This window comes from Streptomyces coacervatus (assembly GCF_029223485.1).
Taxonomy (GTDB): Bacteria; Actinomycetota; Actinomycetes; order Streptomycetales; family Streptomycetaceae; genus Streptomyces; species Streptomyces coacervatus.
The window spans coordinates 220,600-236,358 of sequence record NZ_JARHTP010000003.1; the positions used below are offsets into that span (position 1 = coordinate 220,600).

Here is a 15,759-nt window from a genome sequence, read left to right on the forward strand (position 1 = left end):
GAGGGGCCCGGGCCAGGGAGGGTAACGCCATGGCGACCATGGCCGACGTCGCTCGAAGCGCCGGGGTCTCCGTGGCGACCGTCTCGCACGTCCTGAACGGCACCCGGCCCGTCCTTCCCCACACCCGCCAGGCGGTCCTGGACGCCGTCGACCTGCTCGGCTACACCCCGAACACCCTCGCCCGCTCCCTGGTGACCTCGCGCACCCGCTCCATCGGGCTCGCGGTGTCGGCGATCAGCAACCCGTACTTCACGGAGATCCTCCAGGGCGTCGAGGCCGGTGCCCTGGAACACGGCTACAGCCTGCTCATCGCCGATCCGCACGACGACCCGGAGCACGAGCGCAAGGTCGTGCAACTCCTGCACGAACGCCGGGTCGACGGCATGATCGTCGCCCCCTCCTCCAACCCGCGCGAGCTCGTCGCCTACCTCGGCCGCCACGGCGTGCCGGCCGTCTTCCTCGACCGGCTCGTGGACGCCCCGGCCGATGGCACCCCCGCCTACGACCAGGTCTGCGCGGAGAGTGCCGAACCGACCGCCCGGCTGGTCACCCATCTCGCCGAGCTCGGCCACCGCCGGATCGCCCTGGTCGCAGGCCGGCCCGGGCTCAGCACCACCCGCGAACGCATCGCCGGATACCGCCACGGCCTCGCCGCCTCCGGGCTCCCTCACGACGAACGCCTCCAGGTGCACGGCGATTCCGAGGCCGCCGGTGCCGAGCGCGCCACGGCGGCTCTTCTCTCCCTCGCTGCACCGCCCACCGCACTCGTCACCGCGAACAACGCGATGACCATCGGTGCCCTGCGCGCCCTGCGCGAGCGTGGCCTGTCCGTGCCCGAGGACATGGCTCTGTGCTGCTTCGACGACTTCGCCTGGGCGGACCTGTTCTCACCCCGGCTGACCGCCGTCGCCCAGCCCAGCAGGGAGATCGGCGCGCAGGCGGTCCGGGTGCTCCTGGAACGCCTCGCCTCCCCGGACCGCCCCACCCGCACCCTGCGGCTCCCCTGCACCTTCGTCCACCGGACCTCGTGTGGCTGCCCGGAGGGACCGGTACCGCCCGAACACCCCGAACAACCCGGGAAGTTCGAGAAGTATGAGAAGCCCGAGAAGTTCGGGAAGTTCGAGAAAGGAACCGACTCGTGATCGTCGTCGCCGGTGAGGCTCTGATCGACCTGGTACCGCAGGGCACGGGTGCCCTCGCGGGCCTGAAGCCGGCGCTCGGCGGCGGCCCGTACAACACGGCCGTGGCCCTCGGCCGCCTCGGCTCCCCCACGGCGTTCTGCTCCCGCACCTCGCGCGACGCCTTCGGCGAGGCGCTGCTCGACGGGCTACGGGGAGCGGGCGTGGACGTCTCGGCCGTGCAGCGCGGAGCGGAGCCGACCACCCTCGCGGTCGCCACGATCGACGGAAACGGATCGGCCGCCTACTCCTTCTACGTCGAGGGGACCGCAGACCGGCTGTTCGCGGCACCCGACGCGCTCCCCGCCGAGACGCGCGCCGTGTCCTTCGGCACCTGCTCGCTCGTCCTGGAGCCCGGCGCGACCGCCTATGAGACTCTGCTGCGGACCGCGGCCGCACAGGGCGTCTTCACCGCTCTCGACCCCAACATCCGGACGGGCCTGATCCCCGATGCGGACGCCTACCGGGAGCGCTTTTGGAGCTGGCTGCCCTCGGTGTCGCTGCTCAAGCTCTCCGAGGAGGACGCCCTCTGGCTGGGCGGCTCCCCGCGGGAGTGGCTGGCCGCCGGACCCGCGGCGGTCGTGATCACCCATGGCGGCGACGGGCTCTCCGCCTTCACCCGGGGCGGGGCCGTGCACCCCGTGCCGGGCGAGAAGGTCGACGTCGTCGACACGATCGGCGCCGGCGACACGGTCAACGCGGCTCTCCTGCACGGTCTGGCCGCCCAGGACGCCCTGTCCTGCGAGGCGCTCCTGGGACTGGGCGCCGACGGCTGGACCAGGCTGCTGCGATTCGCGGCGCGGGCAGCCGCGATCACCTGCTCCCGGGCGGGCGCAGAGCCGCCGTACGCCTCCGAACTCGGGGACCCGGAGGAGGCGTTCGGCTTCCTTCGCTGATTGCACTGTTCAGGAGTCAAGGACCGTCGTAGCCGCAGGGATCAGGCGGCTGTTCCTGCAACGAGCGGCGCCCCACGGGGAGTTCCCGTGGGGCGCCGAACTTTTCCGGATTTGTCGAGGCTCCTTGCTCGTGGGCCTCAGGCCTTCCGCGCCCGCGTCGTTTTCTTCGCGGGTGCCGCCTTCTTCGTGGCACCGGCCGCCTTCTTCGTGGCCGTGCTGTTGGCGGTCCTGGCCGTCGCCGTCTTCTTCGCCGTCGACTTGGCCGCGACCGTCTTCTTGGCCGCCGTCCTGCGCGGGGCCTTCACGGGGGCCGCGTCGCTGATCCGGTCGGCGCCGAGGATCTCCCGCAGGAACTTGCCGGTGTGGCTCGCCGGGATTCCGGCGACCTCCTCCGGCGTGCCCTCGGCGACGACGAGTCCGCCGCCGGCGCCGCCCTCGGGGCCCATGTCGACGATCCAGTCGGCGGTCTTGATCACGTCGAGGTTGTGCTCGATGACGATGACCGTGTTGCCCTTGTCGACCAGGCCGGACAGCACCCTCAGCAGCTTGCTGATGTCCTCGAAGTGCAGACCGGTGGTCGGCTCGTCCAGGACGTAGACCGTGCGCCCGGTGGAGCGGCGCTGCAGCTCGCTGGCGAGCTTGACGCGCTGTGCCTCGCCGCCGGACAGGGTGGTCGCGGACTGGCCGAGCCGGACGTAGCCGAGGCCGACGTCCTTCAGGGTGTTCAGGTGGCGGGCGATCGCGGGGACGGCCTCGAAGAACTCCGTGGCCTCCTCGATCGGCATGTTCAGGACGTCGGCGATGGACTTGCCTTTGTAGTGGACCTCCAGGGTCTCCCGGTTGTAGCGGGCGCCGTGGCAGACCTCGCACGGGACGTACACGTCCGGGAGGAAGTTCATCTCGATCTTGATCGTGCCGTCGCCCGCGCAGTTCTCGCAGCGGCCGCCCTTGACGTTGAAGGAGAAGCGGCCGGGCATATAGCCCCGGACCTTCGCCTCGGTGGTCTCGGCGAACAGCTTGCGGACGTGGTCAAAGACGCCGGTGTACGTCGCCGGGTTGGACCGCGGGGTGCGGCCGATGGGCGACTGGTCGACGTGCACGACCTTGTCAACGAGGTCGTCGCCGTCCACGCGTGTGTGCCGTCCCGGAACGCTCCTCGCGCCGTTCAGTTCGCGGGCCAGGTGCGTGTACAGGATGTCGTTGACCAGCGTCGACTTGCCGGAGCCGGACACGCCCGTGACGGCCGTGAACACACCCAGCGGGAAGGAGACGTCGATGTCCTGGAGGTTGTTCTCACGGGCGCCGTGCACCGTGAGCCTGCGGGACGGGTCCTGCGGGCGCCGGATGTCGGGCAGCGGGATCGACTTCTTGCCGGCCAGGTACTGACCCGTCATGGACTCGGCGTTGGTGAGCAGCTCCTTCAGGGAGCCGCTGTGCACGACCTTGCCGCCGTGCTCGCCAGCGCCGGGGCCGATGTCGACGACCCAGTCGGCGACCTTGATGGTGTCCTCGTCGTGCTCGACGACGATGAGCGTGTTGCCCATGTCGCGCAGCCGCACCAGGGTCTCGATGAGCCGGTGGTTGTCGCGCTGGTGCAGGCCGATGGACGGCTCGTCGAGAACGTAGAGAACACCGACGAGGCCGGAGCCGATCTGGGTGGCCAGGCGGATGCGCTGGGCCTCGCCGCCGGAGAGCGTGCCGGCCGCGCGGTTCAGCGAGAGGTAGTCCAGGCCGACGTCGACCAGGAACCGCAGCCGCTCGTTGACCTCCTTCAGCACGCGCTCGGCGATCTTCTTGTCGCGGGCGTTGAGCTTCAGCTCGCCCAGGAATTCGGCGCAGTCGCTGATGGACATGCCGGAGACCTCGGCGATCGACTTCCCCATGATCGTGACGGCGAGGACGATCGGCTTCAGGCGGGTGCCCTCACAGGTGGGGCAGGGCACCTCGCGCATATAGCCCTCGAAGCGCTCGCGGCTGGCGTCGCTCTCGGCCTCGCTGTGCCGGCGCTTGACGAAGGGGACGGCACCCTCGAAGGGCGTCGTGTACACGCGCTCGCGGCCGTACCTGTTGCGGTAGCGGACCTCGATCTGCGTCTTGTGGCCGTAGAGGAGTGCCTTCTTGGCGCGCTGCGGGAGGCCCGCGAAGGGGATGTCCGTCCGGAATCCCAGCGCGTCCGCCAGGGCGCCGAGCAGGCGGCCGAAGTAGTCCTTGGTGTGGCCGTGCGACCAGGGGTGGATGGCGCCCTCGTCGAGGGACTTGTCCTCGTCCGGGACGATCAGCTCGGGGTCGACCTCCATGCGCGTACCGATGCCGGTGCAGTCGGGGCAGGCGCCGAAGGGCGAGTTGAAGGAGAAGGAGCGCGGCTCCAGCTCCTCGAAGGACAGGTCGTCGTACGTGCAGTACAGGTGCTCCGAGTACATGCGCTCGCGCTCGGGGTCGTCCTCGGGGAGGTCGACGAAGTCGAGCACGACCATGCCGCCGGAGAGGCCGAGGGCGGTCTCCACGGAGTCGGTGAGGCGGCGCTTGGCGGAGTCCTTCACCGTGAGACGGTCGACGACCACCTCGATGGTGTGCTTCTCCTGCTTCTTCAGCGTGGGCGGGTTGGAGAGCTGAATGGTCTCGCCGTCCACACGCGCGCGTGAGTAGCCCTTGGTCTGGAGATCGGCGAAGAGATCGACGAACTCTCCCTTGCGCTCGCGCACCAGCGGCGACAGCACCTGGAAGCGGCTCCCCTCCGGCAGCTCCAGGACCTTGTCGACGATGGCCTGCGGCGACTGGCGCGAGATCGGGCGGCCGCACTCCGGGCAGTGCGGCTTGCCGATGCGCGCGAAGAGCAGACGCAGGTAGTCGTAGACCTCGGTGATGGTGCCGACCGTCGAGCGCGGGTTGCGCGAGGTCGACTTCTGGTCGATGGAGACGGCCGGGGAGAGACCTTCGATGAAGTCGACGTCCGGCTTGTCCATCTGGCCGAGGAACTGGCGGGCGTACGAGGAGAGCGACTCCACGTAGCGCCGCTGCCCCTCGGCGAAGATGGTGTCGAAGGCCAGCGAGGACTTGCCCGACCCCGACAGGCCCGTGAAGACGATGAGCGAGTCGCGTGGCAGGTCGAGCGAGACATTCTTGAGGTTGTGCTCGCGCGCGCCACGGACGATGAGACGGTCGGCCACGCCGGTCCGCACCTTTCTTGGCTTGAGAGGAGTGACAGGGGCGAGGCCCCCGTGCTTTCTCAGACTAGGGGGAGCCACTGACAACGCCGGTCGGATTCCCGGGTTGCATAACAATCCCCGGCCATCCAGCATGCCCGACGCCGCACCCGACCATATAGCACGCGCATTCGATTTACGGCACGGCTTCACCACCTTCACCCAAAGGTGTGGCAGGGCTAGGGTCAGCACCATGATTGATCACGGTCATGACCTGGCGTCAGTACGTGACGCAACGGACCGGCTGCTCACCGCAGTCGCCAAGCTGGACAACGCGTCGGTCGCCGAGCCGTCACGGCTCCCCGGCTGGACCCGCGGCCACGTCCTCGCCCACCTCGCCCGCAATGCGGACGCTCTCGTGAACGTCCTGGAGGGCCGTCCCATGTATCCGTCCGGGGAGGCCCGCGACGCCGACATCGAGCGGGACGCCCCGCGCCCGCTCGATGTCCAGCTCACCGACCTGCGCGACAGCGCGGCCCGCTTCCAGCAGACGGGAGCCGCGCCGGCCGACTGGTCGCGCACGGTGGAGCTGCGAAACGGGGTCACCGACTCGGCGTCCGGGGTGCCGTTCCGGCGATGGGGCGAGGTGGAGCTGCACCACGTGGACCTCGGCATCGGGTACGAGCTGGAGGATCTGCCGGCGGAGTTCTCCGAGCGGGAGACCGGCTTCCTCGCCGAGCGCTTCTCCGGGCACCCCGATGTGCCCCCCACGCGGCTGACGGACGGTACGCGCGCGTGGCGGACGGGTCGGGAGACGACGGAACCGGAGGTCAAGGTCTCGGGCCCCGCGTCCAAGCTGCTCGGCTGGCTGGCCGGGCGCCGCGACGGCTCCGGTCTGACCGTGGAGGGCGGCTCACTGCCGGCGCTTCCCCCGTTGTGACCGCGCGGCCCATGGCGGGGGCTTCGGGCGCACTCCCCCGCTATAGGCTGGCCGCCATGACGTACAGCGGACAGGTGACGGTCGGCGGCCCGGCGGATGTGCACGAGCTGAAGGACCTGATGATCACCAAGATCGCGGTCGGCCCGATGGACAACAACGCCTATCTGCTGCGCTGCCGGGCCACCGATGAGCAGTTGCTGATCGACGCGGCCAACGACGCGGACACGCTGCTCGGCATGATCGGTGACGACGGCATCGCCTCCGTCGTCACCACGCATCAGCACGGCGACCACTGGCAGGCGCTCGCCCAGGTCGTCACGGCCACGGGCGCCCGCACGTATGCGGGCCGGGAGGACGCCGTCGGCATCCCCGTGCCGACCGACGTCCTCGTCGACGACGGCGACACCGTCCGAGTGGGGCGCGTGGAACTCACCGCGCGCCACCTGGTCGGACACACACCCGGCTCGATCGCCCTCGTCTACGACGACCCGCACGGGCATCCCCATGTCTTCACGGGGGACTGCCTCTTCCCCGGGGGTGTCGGCAACACCCGTAAGGACCCGAAGGCGTTCGCCAGTCTGATCCACGACGTCGAGACGAAGATCTTCGACGTGCTCCCGGACGAGACCTGGGTCTACCCGGGACACGGCAACGACACGACCCTGGGCGCGGAGCGGCCGCAGCTGCCGGAGTGGCACGCGCGCGGGTGGTGAGAACGCCGAACGGCACACAGGGGCGGTCAGGTCGTGGAACCTGACCGCCCCTGTACGCCTCGGCCCGCTTGCCGCCTCTGAAGGACGGGCCCATGACCCATGGGAGTCATGCCCTACAGCGCGCAGAGCGGCAGATGCGTCACATCGTGACGGCACGCACAGGTCATGACGTGAAAGGCCGCGCACTGTGCCCTCGGCGCCCGCTCCGGCGTGAACTGCCCGCCCGCCCGCGCCGACTTGCACATACGTGCCCCGTGTGAACCATTCACACGAGCCGGAGTCATGCGCGCGCTCCCCGCGCACCTTGTTGCGCAGTCAACTGGAAGCAGCCCCGCACAGGATGACGGCTCCTGCGCGGTATGGGCCGCCGGTCTTTCGATCCCCGCCCTCGACCGGCGGCCCCGGCGTTCTCTCAGGAAGTGTTCACAGGACCGCAACACACGTTCCCACTATGCGGACAATTCCCGTCGTGACCTCGACAAACGGGACGCGGGACTGCCACTCTCCCGCCATGCACCTTGCCCCTCGCGCACTGCGCCGCGCCGTCGCCGCGGCAACCATAGGCCTGCTCGCCACCGCTGTCGGCTGCGCTCCGCAACCGGAGGACAAAGCGGCGGCCACACCGTCCGGGTCGGCCTCGAAGACCTGCGCCAAGGGCAAGTTGGCCACCAAGACGTCCGGGAAGCTGACGATCGCCACGGACGAGCCCGCGTACGAGCCGTGGTTCAAGGACGACAAGCCCGCCAACGGCAAGGGCTTCGAGTCGGCGGTCGCCTATGCGGTGGCGAAGCAGCTCGGCTACGACAAGAGCGCCGTCGTCTGGCAGAGCGTGCCCTTCAACAAGGCCTTCGCGCCCGGCGAGAAGACCTTCGACTTCGACATCAACCAGGTGTCGATCAGCAACGAGCGCAAGAAGGCCGTGGACTTCTCCTCCGGCTACTACGACGTGCGCCAGGCCGTCATCGCGCTGAAGGACTCGAAGGCCGCGAAGGTGACGAGCATCGCGGATCTCAAGGGCCTCAAGCTGGGCGCCCAGGTCGGCACGACGAGCCTCAACTACATCAGCGACGTGGTGAAGCCGTCCCAGGAGGCGGCCGTGTACTCCAAGAACGACCAGGCCATCTCCGCGCTCAAGAACGGCCAGGTGGACGCGATCGTCACCGACCTGCCGACCGCCTTCTACGTCACCGCGGCCCAGGTGACCAACGCCAAGATCGTCGGTCAGTTCGAGAACCAGGGAGCCAAGCCCGAGCAGTTCGGGCTCGTCCTCGACAAGGGCAGCGACGTCACCTCCTGCGTGACGTCGGCCGTGGACGCCCTGCGCAAGGACGGCACGCTGGCGAAGCTGGAGAAGCAGTGGCTGTCCGACGCCGTCGACGCTCCGGTGCTCAAGTGACGCTCGTGAAGGACGATTCCGGCCGGGGAAGCGCGGACGACGAAGGCGACATGCCCGGCCGGGACGACACGTACGTCCCCTCGCAGCGGCGCCTGGACCGCGAGCGCCACAAGCGCGTGCGTGCCCGTCGCGCGACCGCGATCGCCGCACTGTCGACTCTGGTCACGGCCGCGGTCCTGTACGTGGTCGTGGTCAGCGCGCCGGGTTGGCAGCGCACCAAGGAGACCTTCTTCGACGCGCACTACGCGCGTGAGGCCTTCCCGAAGGTCCTCGAAGGGCTGTGGCTCAACGTCCGGCTGCTGCTGATCGTCGGCGCGCTGGTGCTCGTCCTGGGCATGCTGATCGCCATCGCGCGCACCCTGCGCGGACCGGTGTTCTTTCCCCTGCGGGTGCTGGCGGCCGCATACACGGACTTCTTCCGCGGTCTGCCGCTGATCATCAACCTGATGATCGTCATCTTCGGTGTGCCCGCGCTGCGCCTCCAGGGCGTGACCGTCGACCCCGTGCTGCTGGGCGGTACGGCGCTGACGCTCACGTACTCGGCGTACGTCGCCGAGGTGTTCCGCGCCGGCATCGAGTCCGTACACCCGTCCCAGCGCGCCGCGGCCCGCTCGCTGGGTCTGACCAACCGGCAGGCGCTGCGGCACGTGATACTGCCCCAGGCCGTACGCCGACAGGTGCCGCCACTGCTGAACGACCTGGTGTCCCTCCAGAAGGACACCGGGCTCGTGTCGATCGGCGGTGCGATCGACGCCGTCCGGGCGTCCGACATCATCGCCCAGCGCAGCCTGAACTACACGCCGTACATCGTCGCGGGCCTGGTCTTCGTGGCGCTGACCATCCCGATGACCCGGTTCACGGACTGGGTGACGGCCCGGATGGACCGCCGACGGGCCCAGGGAGGAGCACTGTGAGCGACGCACCCGTGTTGCGCATGGAGTCCGTGCGCAAGACCTTCGGCGACTCGGTCGTCCTGCGGGACGTCGACCTGGAGGTCGCCCCGCACACGGTGACGGCGCTGATCGGCGCCTCCGGTTCCGGCAAGTCGACGCTGCTGCGGTGCGCGAACCTCCTGGAGGAGATCGACGACGGCGCGATCTGGCTGGACGACGAGGAGATCACCGATCCGCGCGTCGACCAGGACGCGGTACGGCGCCGCATCGGCGTCGTCTTCCAGGCGTACAACCTGTTCCCGCACATGACCGTCCTGGACAACATCACCCTCGCCCCTCGGCGCGTGCACGGTGTGTCCCGTGAGGAGGCGGAGGCGCGCGCCAGGGAGCTCCTGGAGCGGCTCGGGCTCGGCGAGAAGGCCGACGCATACCCGGACCGGCTCAGCGGCGGTCAGCAGCAGCGCGTGGCGATCGCGCGCGCCCTCGCCGTACGCCCCCGGCTGCTGCTGTTCGACGAGATCACCGCAGCCCTCGACCCGGAACTCGTCGGTGAAGTCCTCACCGTCGTCCGCGACCTCAAGGACGACGGCATGACCATGGTGCTGGCCACGCACGAGATGGGCTTCGCCCGGGACGTCGCCGACCAGGTTTGCTTTCTGGACTCAGGGGTGGTCCTGGAGCGCGGAACCGCCGAGCAGGTCTTCGGCGATCCGCAGCAGGAGCGCACGCAGCGCTTCCTGCGGCGGATCGTGGAGGCGGGGCGTCTGTAAGACTCGCGCGCCTGGTGACCGAGGCTTACGCGTCGGCCTGAGCGGCCCCCACCAGCGCCGCGACGCGCTCCACGCCGAACACATAGCCCTGCACACCGCACCCGGCGATGACGCCGTCGGCGCGGAGGGAGACGTACGAGTGGTGCCGGAACGACTCGCGCTGGTGGATATTGGAGATGTGCACCTCCAACACCGGCAGTCCGTCACAGGTGTTGAGTGCGTCCAGAATCGCAACTGACGTGTGGGAGTAGGCCCCGGGGTTGATCACGATCCCGCAGTGGTTCAGGCGTGCCTCATGGATCCAGTCGACCAGCTCGCCCTCGTGGTTGGACTGCCGGAAGTCCACCGTGCCGCCGTGCGCGGCCGCCACCTTGGCACACAGGGCCTCGACATCGGCCAGGGTGTCCTTGCCGTAGATCTCCGGCTGGCGCTGGCCGAGCAGGTTCAGGTTGGGCCCGTTGAGGATCATGATCGGGGCGTTGGCCAGGGTGCGGGGCACGGTTCCTCCGGTCCGGTCGGGTACGGCGATCCGCACAGGACCGCTGTTCGGACCCGGTTTATCACGGTGCGCCGCGGGCGCGTCGGTCCGTACCCTCCCCGCATGACGACGATCTCGTACCCGCCCAAGCCGTCACCCGGTGACCGCATAGCCGTGATCTCGCCGGGAAGCGGCCTGCCCGGACTTTTCCCGCGCCCCTTCGAACTGGGCCTGGAGCGGCTGCGCAAGGAGTTCGCGCTCGAACCGGTCGAGTACCCGTCGACCCGCAGGATGGGTGCGACCCCGCAGGAGCGTGCCGATGACATCCACGCCGCGTTCGCCGACCGGGACATCAAGGCCGTGATCGCGTCGATCGGCGGCGACGACCAGATCACCGTTCTGCCGCTGCTGGACCGGGAGTTGATCCGGGCCAATCCGAAGCCGTTCTTCGGGATGAGCGACAACACGAACCTGCTCATGTACCTGCGCAACACGGGAATCGTCGGCTACCACGGCGCGACGGTGATGACCGCGCTCGGCCGACCGGTCGCCATGGATGAGCTGACCGCCGAATCCCTGCGGGCGGCGCTGTTCGCCTCCGGCGAGTACGAGTTGAAGCCCGCCGGGCGGTGGGGCGACGTCAACCGCGACTGGGCCGAACCGGCGACCTTCGACACCGAACCTGAGACCAAACCCGGCAGCGGATGGACATGGGTGAACCCCGACCGGGTGGCCGAGGGGCGCAGTTGGGGCGGCTGTCTGGAGATCCTGGGCTGGCTTCTGATGGCCGACAGGGAGATCTCGCACGACCTGCCGGAGTACGACGGCGGAGTGCTGCTGCTGGAGACCTCCGAGGAAATGCCCAGCGCCGCAGAGGTCTTCCGGACGCTCCGGAACATGGGCGAGCGCGGGCTCCTGCAGCGCTTCTCCGCTCTGCTGATGGGCCGCGCCAAGACCTGGTCCTTCGAGCAGCCCAACAGCCCTGAGGAGGCCGCTCGTTACGCCGCCGGGCAGCGCGAGGCCGTGCTGCGGGCCATGCAGGTGTATGCCCCCAACACCATGATCGTCTTCGACGTGGACTTCGGTCACACCGATCCACAACTCGTCATTCCCTATGGCGGCATCGTCCGCGTCGACGGCCCTGCCCGGCGCATCACCGTCACGTACTGACGAGGCCCGATCACGCCCACGCGCCCCCGTAACCGGTGGTGACCGTGGGTAGTTGACGCGGCATGCGCGACGTACACACCGTGACGAGACCCTCCATGCTGCGGCTCGCGGCCGCCTCGCTCGCCGGGACGGCCATCGAGTTCTACGACTTCTTCGTCTACGGGACCGCCGCGGCGCTGGTCCTGGGGCCGCTGTTCTTCCCGACGTTCTCACCGGTGGCGGGGACGCTCGCCGCCTTCGCCACATTCGGTGTGGGGTTCGTGGCGCGACCGTTGGGGTCGGTGCTGTTCGGGCACATCGGGGACCGGCGCGGACGCCGGCCTGTCCTCGTCGGCTCACTGCTGCTGACCGGCGCCTCGACGATCGCCGTCGGCTGTGTGCCGACGTACGACTCGATCGGTGTGGCCGCCCCCGTGCTGCTCCTCGTCCTGCGTTTTCTGCAGGGGCTGGGGCTCGGCGGGGAGTGGGGCGGGGCCGTGCTGCTCACCGCCGAGCACGCGCCCGCCGAACGACGTGCACTGTGGTCGAGCTTCCCGCAGGTCGGGCCCGCCCTGGGGTTCCTGCTCGCCAATGGTGTGGTGCTGGCGCTGTCGGCGACGCTGTCCGACGCGCAGTTCGCCCAGTGGGGATGGCGGGTGCCGTTCTGGGTGGCGGGGGTGCTGGCCGCGGTGGGGCTGTGGTTGCGGTCGTCGCTCACCGAGAGCCCCAGCTTCCTCGAAATCGACGACCACGCGCGTGTGCCGCTCGCGGAGGTCGTGCGCGACCACTGGCGGCTCGTGCTGCTGACAGCCGGGGCGCTCTCGGTCGGATACGCGATCTTCTACGCCGTGACGACCTGGTCCCTCGCGTACGCGACGGACCGGCTCGGAGTCAGCCGTATCGTCATGCTGACCTGCATCATGGCCGCGGTGGTGGTGAAGGGCGCGCTCACGCCGCTGGCCGCGCTGCTCGGGGACCGCTACGGGCGGCGGCCGATGTGTCTGACCGGATGCACCGCCGCCGCTCTGTGGATGTTTCCGACCGTCTACCTCCTCGCGACCGGTGAGCCGCTGCTGATGTTCGCCGGCTTCCTGGGGGCGCTGCTCGCGTTCGTCACGATGTTCGGAGTGATCGCCGCGTATCTGCCCGAGCTTTACGAGCCGCGGGTGCGCTGCACGGGGGCGGCTGTCGGCTACAACCTCGGCGGGGTGCTCGGGGGCGCGTTCACACCGATCGCGGCGACCGCGCTCGCCGAGCACGGAGGCCGGGTGCCGTGGGGCGTGGGCGCGTATCTGACCGGGATCGCGCTGCTGAGCCTGGGGTGCTTCGCGCTGCTGCCCGAGACGCGTCCGGTGCCGGTGGTCGTTGCGGAGCCGGTCATGGATTGACCGCGAGCTCCAAGTACGCCGCGAACAGCACCAGATGGACCCCGCCCTGCAGCGGCGTGGCACGGCCCGGGACCACTGTCAGGGAGCTCACCACCACGGTCAGGGCGAGCAGCACCATGTGCGTGGAGCCGAGGCCGAGGACGAGTGGGCCGGAGAGCCAGATGGATGCCAGGGCGACCGCGGGGATGGTCAGGCCGATGCTGGCCATGGCGGAGCCGAGGGCGAGATTCAGGCTTGTCTGCACCCGGTCGCGGCGGGCGGAGCGCAGGGCCGCGATGGTCTCGGGGAGAAGCACCAGCAGGGCGATGATCACGCCGACGACCGCGTGGTGCAGTCCGGCGGCCTCCACTCCGGACTCGATCGTGGGCGACACGCCCTTGGCCAGCCCGACCACGCCGATCAGTGCGAGACCGAGCAGGCTCAGGCTGATCCAGGTGGTGCGGGCGGTCGGTGCGTCGGCGTGGTCGTCCGCAGTGATCACCCGCCATGGCGGGTGATGGGGAGGAAGTAGTCGCGGTGCCGCACGGTCTGGGTCGCGACGAACAGGCCGTAAAGGATCAGCGAGGAGAGCGCGGCGAAGGTGAGCTGTACGCCGGAGAACTCCGGGCCCGGCTTGCTGGTGGTGAACGTCGGCAGCACCAGGCTGAGCGTGGCCAGGGTCGCGACGGTCGCGAGCGCGGCGCCGGTGCCTTCGGGGTTGAAGACCGCGGTGCCGTGGCGCAGGGAGGCCACGAGCAGACAGAGTCCGACGATGCCGTTGCAGGTGATCATCACGGCTGCGAAGACCGTGTCCCTGGCCAGGGTCGAGCTCTTGTCGCCCCCGTCCGCCATGAGGGCGACGATCAGGGCGACCTCGATGACCGTGACGGCGACGGCGAGCACGAGAGAGCCGAAGGGTTCACCGACCCGGTGGGCGACCACCTCGGCGTGGTGCACGGCAGCCAGTACTGCGCCCGCGAGCACGACTGTCACCAGGGCGACGACCGCCCCCGGCAGATCACGCCCCCAGGTGAAGGCCAGCAGGACGATCGCGAGCACCGGCACGACGGTCGTCCACCGTGTCGTGAGCGACCTGAGCCGAGCGATCATGCAGCGATGGTTTCAGAGGCCTGCGGGCCCCGCACTCCGGCGGTGCGGGGCCCGGGGTCGGTCACTTCAGCTCGGTCATCTCCCGTACGTCGCAGTCGGTGAAGGACGGTGGCCGACTGCACAGCGCGGCCATCCGCTCGGCCATCTTGCTCGTCTCGGGATCGCTGCTGTTGCGCATGGCCTCGTCGTACGAGTCGAACTCGATCAGGACGAGGTAGCGGCCCGGCTGGCTCCTGTCCTGGAGGACCAGGCGGTGCGTCGGACCGCCGCTGCGGGTCGACGCACGCCTGTCCGCTTCCTGGACCAGCTCACGCATCTCCTCGATGCGCTCGGTTTCGAAGTCGATGATCTGCACGAACTTCATCGGTGCGTCCACGGTGCCTCCACCCGGCAGGGGCGCTCCCGGGCGGAAGCGCTCAGCACTCAACGAAGCACCGGGAACGGTGGTCGGCAATTCGCCGCGCACCGCTCCCGGTGGTGGTTGTTTCTACGCCCGTCGTAGTCAGGCCTGGATGCTGTCCTTCGGAGCGCCTTCGCTCTGCTCCTGCGCCGCCTCGGCCGCCGCCTTCTTCTTCGACGCCCTCAGGCTGGTGATCGTGGTGACGATCAGGACCGAGCAGATCACTCCGAGGGAGACCGGGATGGAGATCTCCGGGACGTGGACGCCGGACTCGTGCAGCGCGTGCAGCACCAGCTTGACGCCGATGAAGCCGAGGATGATCGACAGGCCGTAGCTGAGGTGGACCAGCTTCTTCAGCAGTCCGCCGATCAGGAAGTACAGCTGCCTGAGGCCCATCAGCGCGAAGGCGTTGGCGGTGAACACGATGTACGGGTCCTGGGTCAGGCCGAAGATCGCGGGGATCGAGTCGAGCGCGAACAGGACGTCCGTGGTGCCGATCGCCAGCATCACGACCAGCATCGGCGTCATCACGCGCTTGCCGTTCTGCTCGATCCACAGCCTGGTGCCGTGGTAGCGGTCGGCGACGCCGAAGCGGCGCTCGGCCGCCTTGAGCAGCTTGTTCTCCTCGAACTCCTCGTCCTCCTCGTCGGCCCGGGCCTCCTGGATGAGCTTCCAGGCGGTCCAGATGAGGAAGGCGCCGAAGAGGTAGAAGACCCATGCGAAGCTGGCGAGGATCGCCGCGCCGGCCGCGATGAAGATCGCCCGCAGGACCAGGGCTATCAGGACGCCGACGAGCAGCACCCGCTGCTGGTACTGCGAGGGCACGGCGAACTTGGCCATGATCAGGACGAAGACGAAGAGGTTGTCGACGCTCAGGGACTTCTCGGTGATGAAGCCCGCGAAGAACTCGCCGCCGGCCTGGCCGTCGCCGAAGACGAGCAGACCGAGCCCGAAGAGCCCGGCGAGAGCGATCCAGACGACCGTCCAGATCCCGGCTTCCTTGATCGAGACGTCGTGCGGCTTGCGGCCGATGAAGAAGTCGACCGCGATCAGGGCGGCAAGGCCCACGATGGTCAGGACCCACAGGGTCGGGGAAACATCCACTGCGCCTCCGGCATTACGTAACGGCAAATAACCAGCGTCGTCGCGCTGCCGGAGGTCTCTTCCACCCAGGGTGGGCCGACGCCCCGGGATCAGGGCTGAACCTGATCCGTATTGACGGGTACGCCGCAGTCGACAGGGAGTACTCCCCTCCGTGAGGACAACAGTACCCCAATCACCAAGGAAAGGTAAAGTGATTAGCAAAGCAAAGGTCAAAATGCCTGC

At 69.1% G+C, this 15,759-nt stretch carries 13 protein-coding genes and 1 pseudogene; 9 read left to right on the forward strand and 5 right to left on the reverse strand.

Annotated elements, in window-relative coordinates:
- Window positions 1-29 precede the first annotated feature (29 nt).
- A complete protein-coding gene (locus P2Q00_RS08540) occupies window positions 30-1,142 on the forward strand; it encodes a LacI family DNA-binding transcriptional regulator (RefSeq protein WP_275771117.1) in 1,113 nt (370 codons plus the stop codon).
- Entirely contained in the window at window positions 1,139-2,074 is a 936-nt protein-coding gene (locus tag P2Q00_RS08545; RefSeq protein ID WP_275771119.1) for a carbohydrate kinase family protein, read from the forward strand. The genes P2Q00_RS08540 and P2Q00_RS08545 overlap by 4 nt, the downstream gene beginning before the upstream one ends.
- Window positions 2,075-2,211: 137 nt before the next feature.
- On the opposite strand, the gene uvrA is transcribed toward P2Q00_RS08545, so the two are convergent.
- Entirely contained in the window at window positions 2,212-5,241 is a 3,030-nt protein-coding gene (gene uvrA / locus P2Q00_RS08550) for an excinuclease ABC subunit UvrA (protein WP_275771120.1), read from the reverse strand.
- Window positions 5,242-5,470: 229 nt separating this feature from the next.
- Here uvrA and P2Q00_RS08555 point away from each other — a divergent pair, with 229 nt between their 5' ends.
- The 5 genes from P2Q00_RS08555 to P2Q00_RS08575 all read left to right on the forward strand — a co-directional run bounded on the left by P2Q00_RS08555 (window position 5,471) and on the right by P2Q00_RS08575 (window position 9,929).
- A complete protein-coding gene (locus P2Q00_RS08555) occupies window positions 5,471-6,157 on the forward strand; it encodes a maleylpyruvate isomerase family mycothiol-dependent enzyme (RefSeq protein ID WP_275771122.1) in 687 nt (228 codons plus the stop codon).
- Between the two features lie 56 nt (window positions 6,158-6,213).
- Window positions 6,214-6,870, forward strand: a complete 657-nt coding sequence (locus tag P2Q00_RS08560; protein ID WP_275771124.1) for an MBL fold metallo-hydrolase — start codon at window positions 6,214-6,216, stop codon at window positions 6,868-6,870.
- 511 nt (window positions 6,871-7,381) lie between these two features.
- Window positions 7,382-8,266, forward strand: coding sequence for an ABC transporter substrate-binding protein (locus P2Q00_RS08565; protein ID WP_275771126.1), 885 nt, complete (start codon window positions 7,382-7,384; stop codon window positions 8,264-8,266).
- Window positions 8,263-9,180: an amino acid ABC transporter permease gene (locus P2Q00_RS08570; RefSeq protein ID WP_275771129.1), complete on the forward strand. Its 918-nt coding sequence runs from the start codon at window positions 8,263-8,265 to the stop codon at window positions 9,178-9,180. Before P2Q00_RS08565 ends, P2Q00_RS08570 begins: the two co-directional genes overlap by 4 nt.
- A gap of 20 nt (window positions 9,181-9,200) precedes the next feature.
- Window positions 9,201-9,929, forward strand: coding sequence for an amino acid ABC transporter ATP-binding protein (locus P2Q00_RS08575; RefSeq protein ID WP_275771855.1), 729 nt, complete (start codon window positions 9,201-9,203; stop codon window positions 9,927-9,929).
- 25 nt (window positions 9,930-9,954) lie between these two features.
- Here the strand turns inward: P2Q00_RS08575 and aroQ are convergent, their stop codons facing one another.
- Complete coding sequence (gene aroQ, locus P2Q00_RS08580; protein WP_275771131.1) at window positions 9,955-10,428, reverse strand: type II 3-dehydroquinate dehydratase; 474 nt, start codon at window positions 10,426-10,428, stop codon at window positions 9,955-9,957.
- A 102-nt stretch (window positions 10,429-10,530) separates the two neighbouring features.
- Between aroQ and P2Q00_RS08585 the strand changes: the two genes are divergently transcribed.
- The gene (locus P2Q00_RS08585) at window positions 10,531-11,577 is read left to right on the forward strand and encodes a S66 family peptidase (protein WP_275771133.1); all 1,047 of its coding nucleotides are present in this window, start codon (window positions 10,531-10,533) and stop codon (window positions 11,575-11,577) included.
- Window positions 11,578-11,672: 95 nt separating this feature from the next.
- Window positions 11,673-12,944, forward strand: coding sequence for an MFS transporter (locus P2Q00_RS08590; protein WP_275771856.1), 1,272 nt, complete (start codon window positions 11,673-11,675; stop codon window positions 12,942-12,944).
- Here the strand turns inward: P2Q00_RS08590 and P2Q00_RS08595 are convergent.
- From P2Q00_RS08595 to P2Q00_RS08605, 3 genes and pseudogenes are all read right to left on the reverse strand, one after another.
- Window positions 12,934-14,033: pseudogene (locus P2Q00_RS08595) on the reverse strand (calcium:cation antiporter). The gene P2Q00_RS08590 and the pseudogene P2Q00_RS08595 sit on opposite strands and share 11 nt — an antisense overlap.
- 61 nt (window positions 14,034-14,094) lie before the next feature.
- Entirely contained in the window at window positions 14,095-14,409 is a 315-nt protein-coding gene (locus P2Q00_RS08600; protein WP_425579530.1) for a hypothetical protein, read from the reverse strand.
- Between the two features lie 126 nt (window positions 14,410-14,535).
- A complete protein-coding gene (locus P2Q00_RS08605; RefSeq protein WP_275771135.1) occupies window positions 14,536-15,537 on the reverse strand; it encodes a TerC/Alx family metal homeostasis membrane protein in 1,002 nt (333 codons plus the stop codon).
- Window positions 15,538-15,759: the final 222 nt, after the last annotated feature.

Coding starts and splice junctions, on each gene's coding strand:
- P2Q00_RS08540 (WP_275771117.1), top strand. CDS start 30: ATGGCGACCATGGCCGACGTCGCTCGAAGCGCCGGGGTCTCCGTGGCG.
- P2Q00_RS08555 (WP_275771122.1), top strand. CDS start 5,471: ATGATTGATCACGGTCATGACCTGGCGTCAGTACGTGACGCAACGGAC.
- P2Q00_RS08560 (WP_275771124.1), top strand. CDS start 6,214: ATGACGTACAGCGGACAGGTGACGGTCGGCGGCCCGGCGGATGTGCAC.
- P2Q00_RS08565 (WP_275771126.1), top strand. CDS start 7,382: ATGCACCTTGCCCCTCGCGCACTGCGCCGCGCCGTCGCCGCGGCAACC.
- P2Q00_RS08575 (WP_275771855.1), top strand. CDS start 9,201: ATGGAGTCCGTGCGCAAGACCTTCGGCGACTCGGTCGTCCTGCGGGAC.
- P2Q00_RS08585 (WP_275771133.1), top strand. CDS start 10,531: ATGACGACGATCTCGTACCCGCCCAAGCCGTCACCCGGTGACCGCATA.
- P2Q00_RS08590 (WP_275771856.1), top strand. CDS start 11,673: ATGCTGCGGCTCGCGGCCGCCTCGCTCGCCGGGACGGCCATCGAGTTC.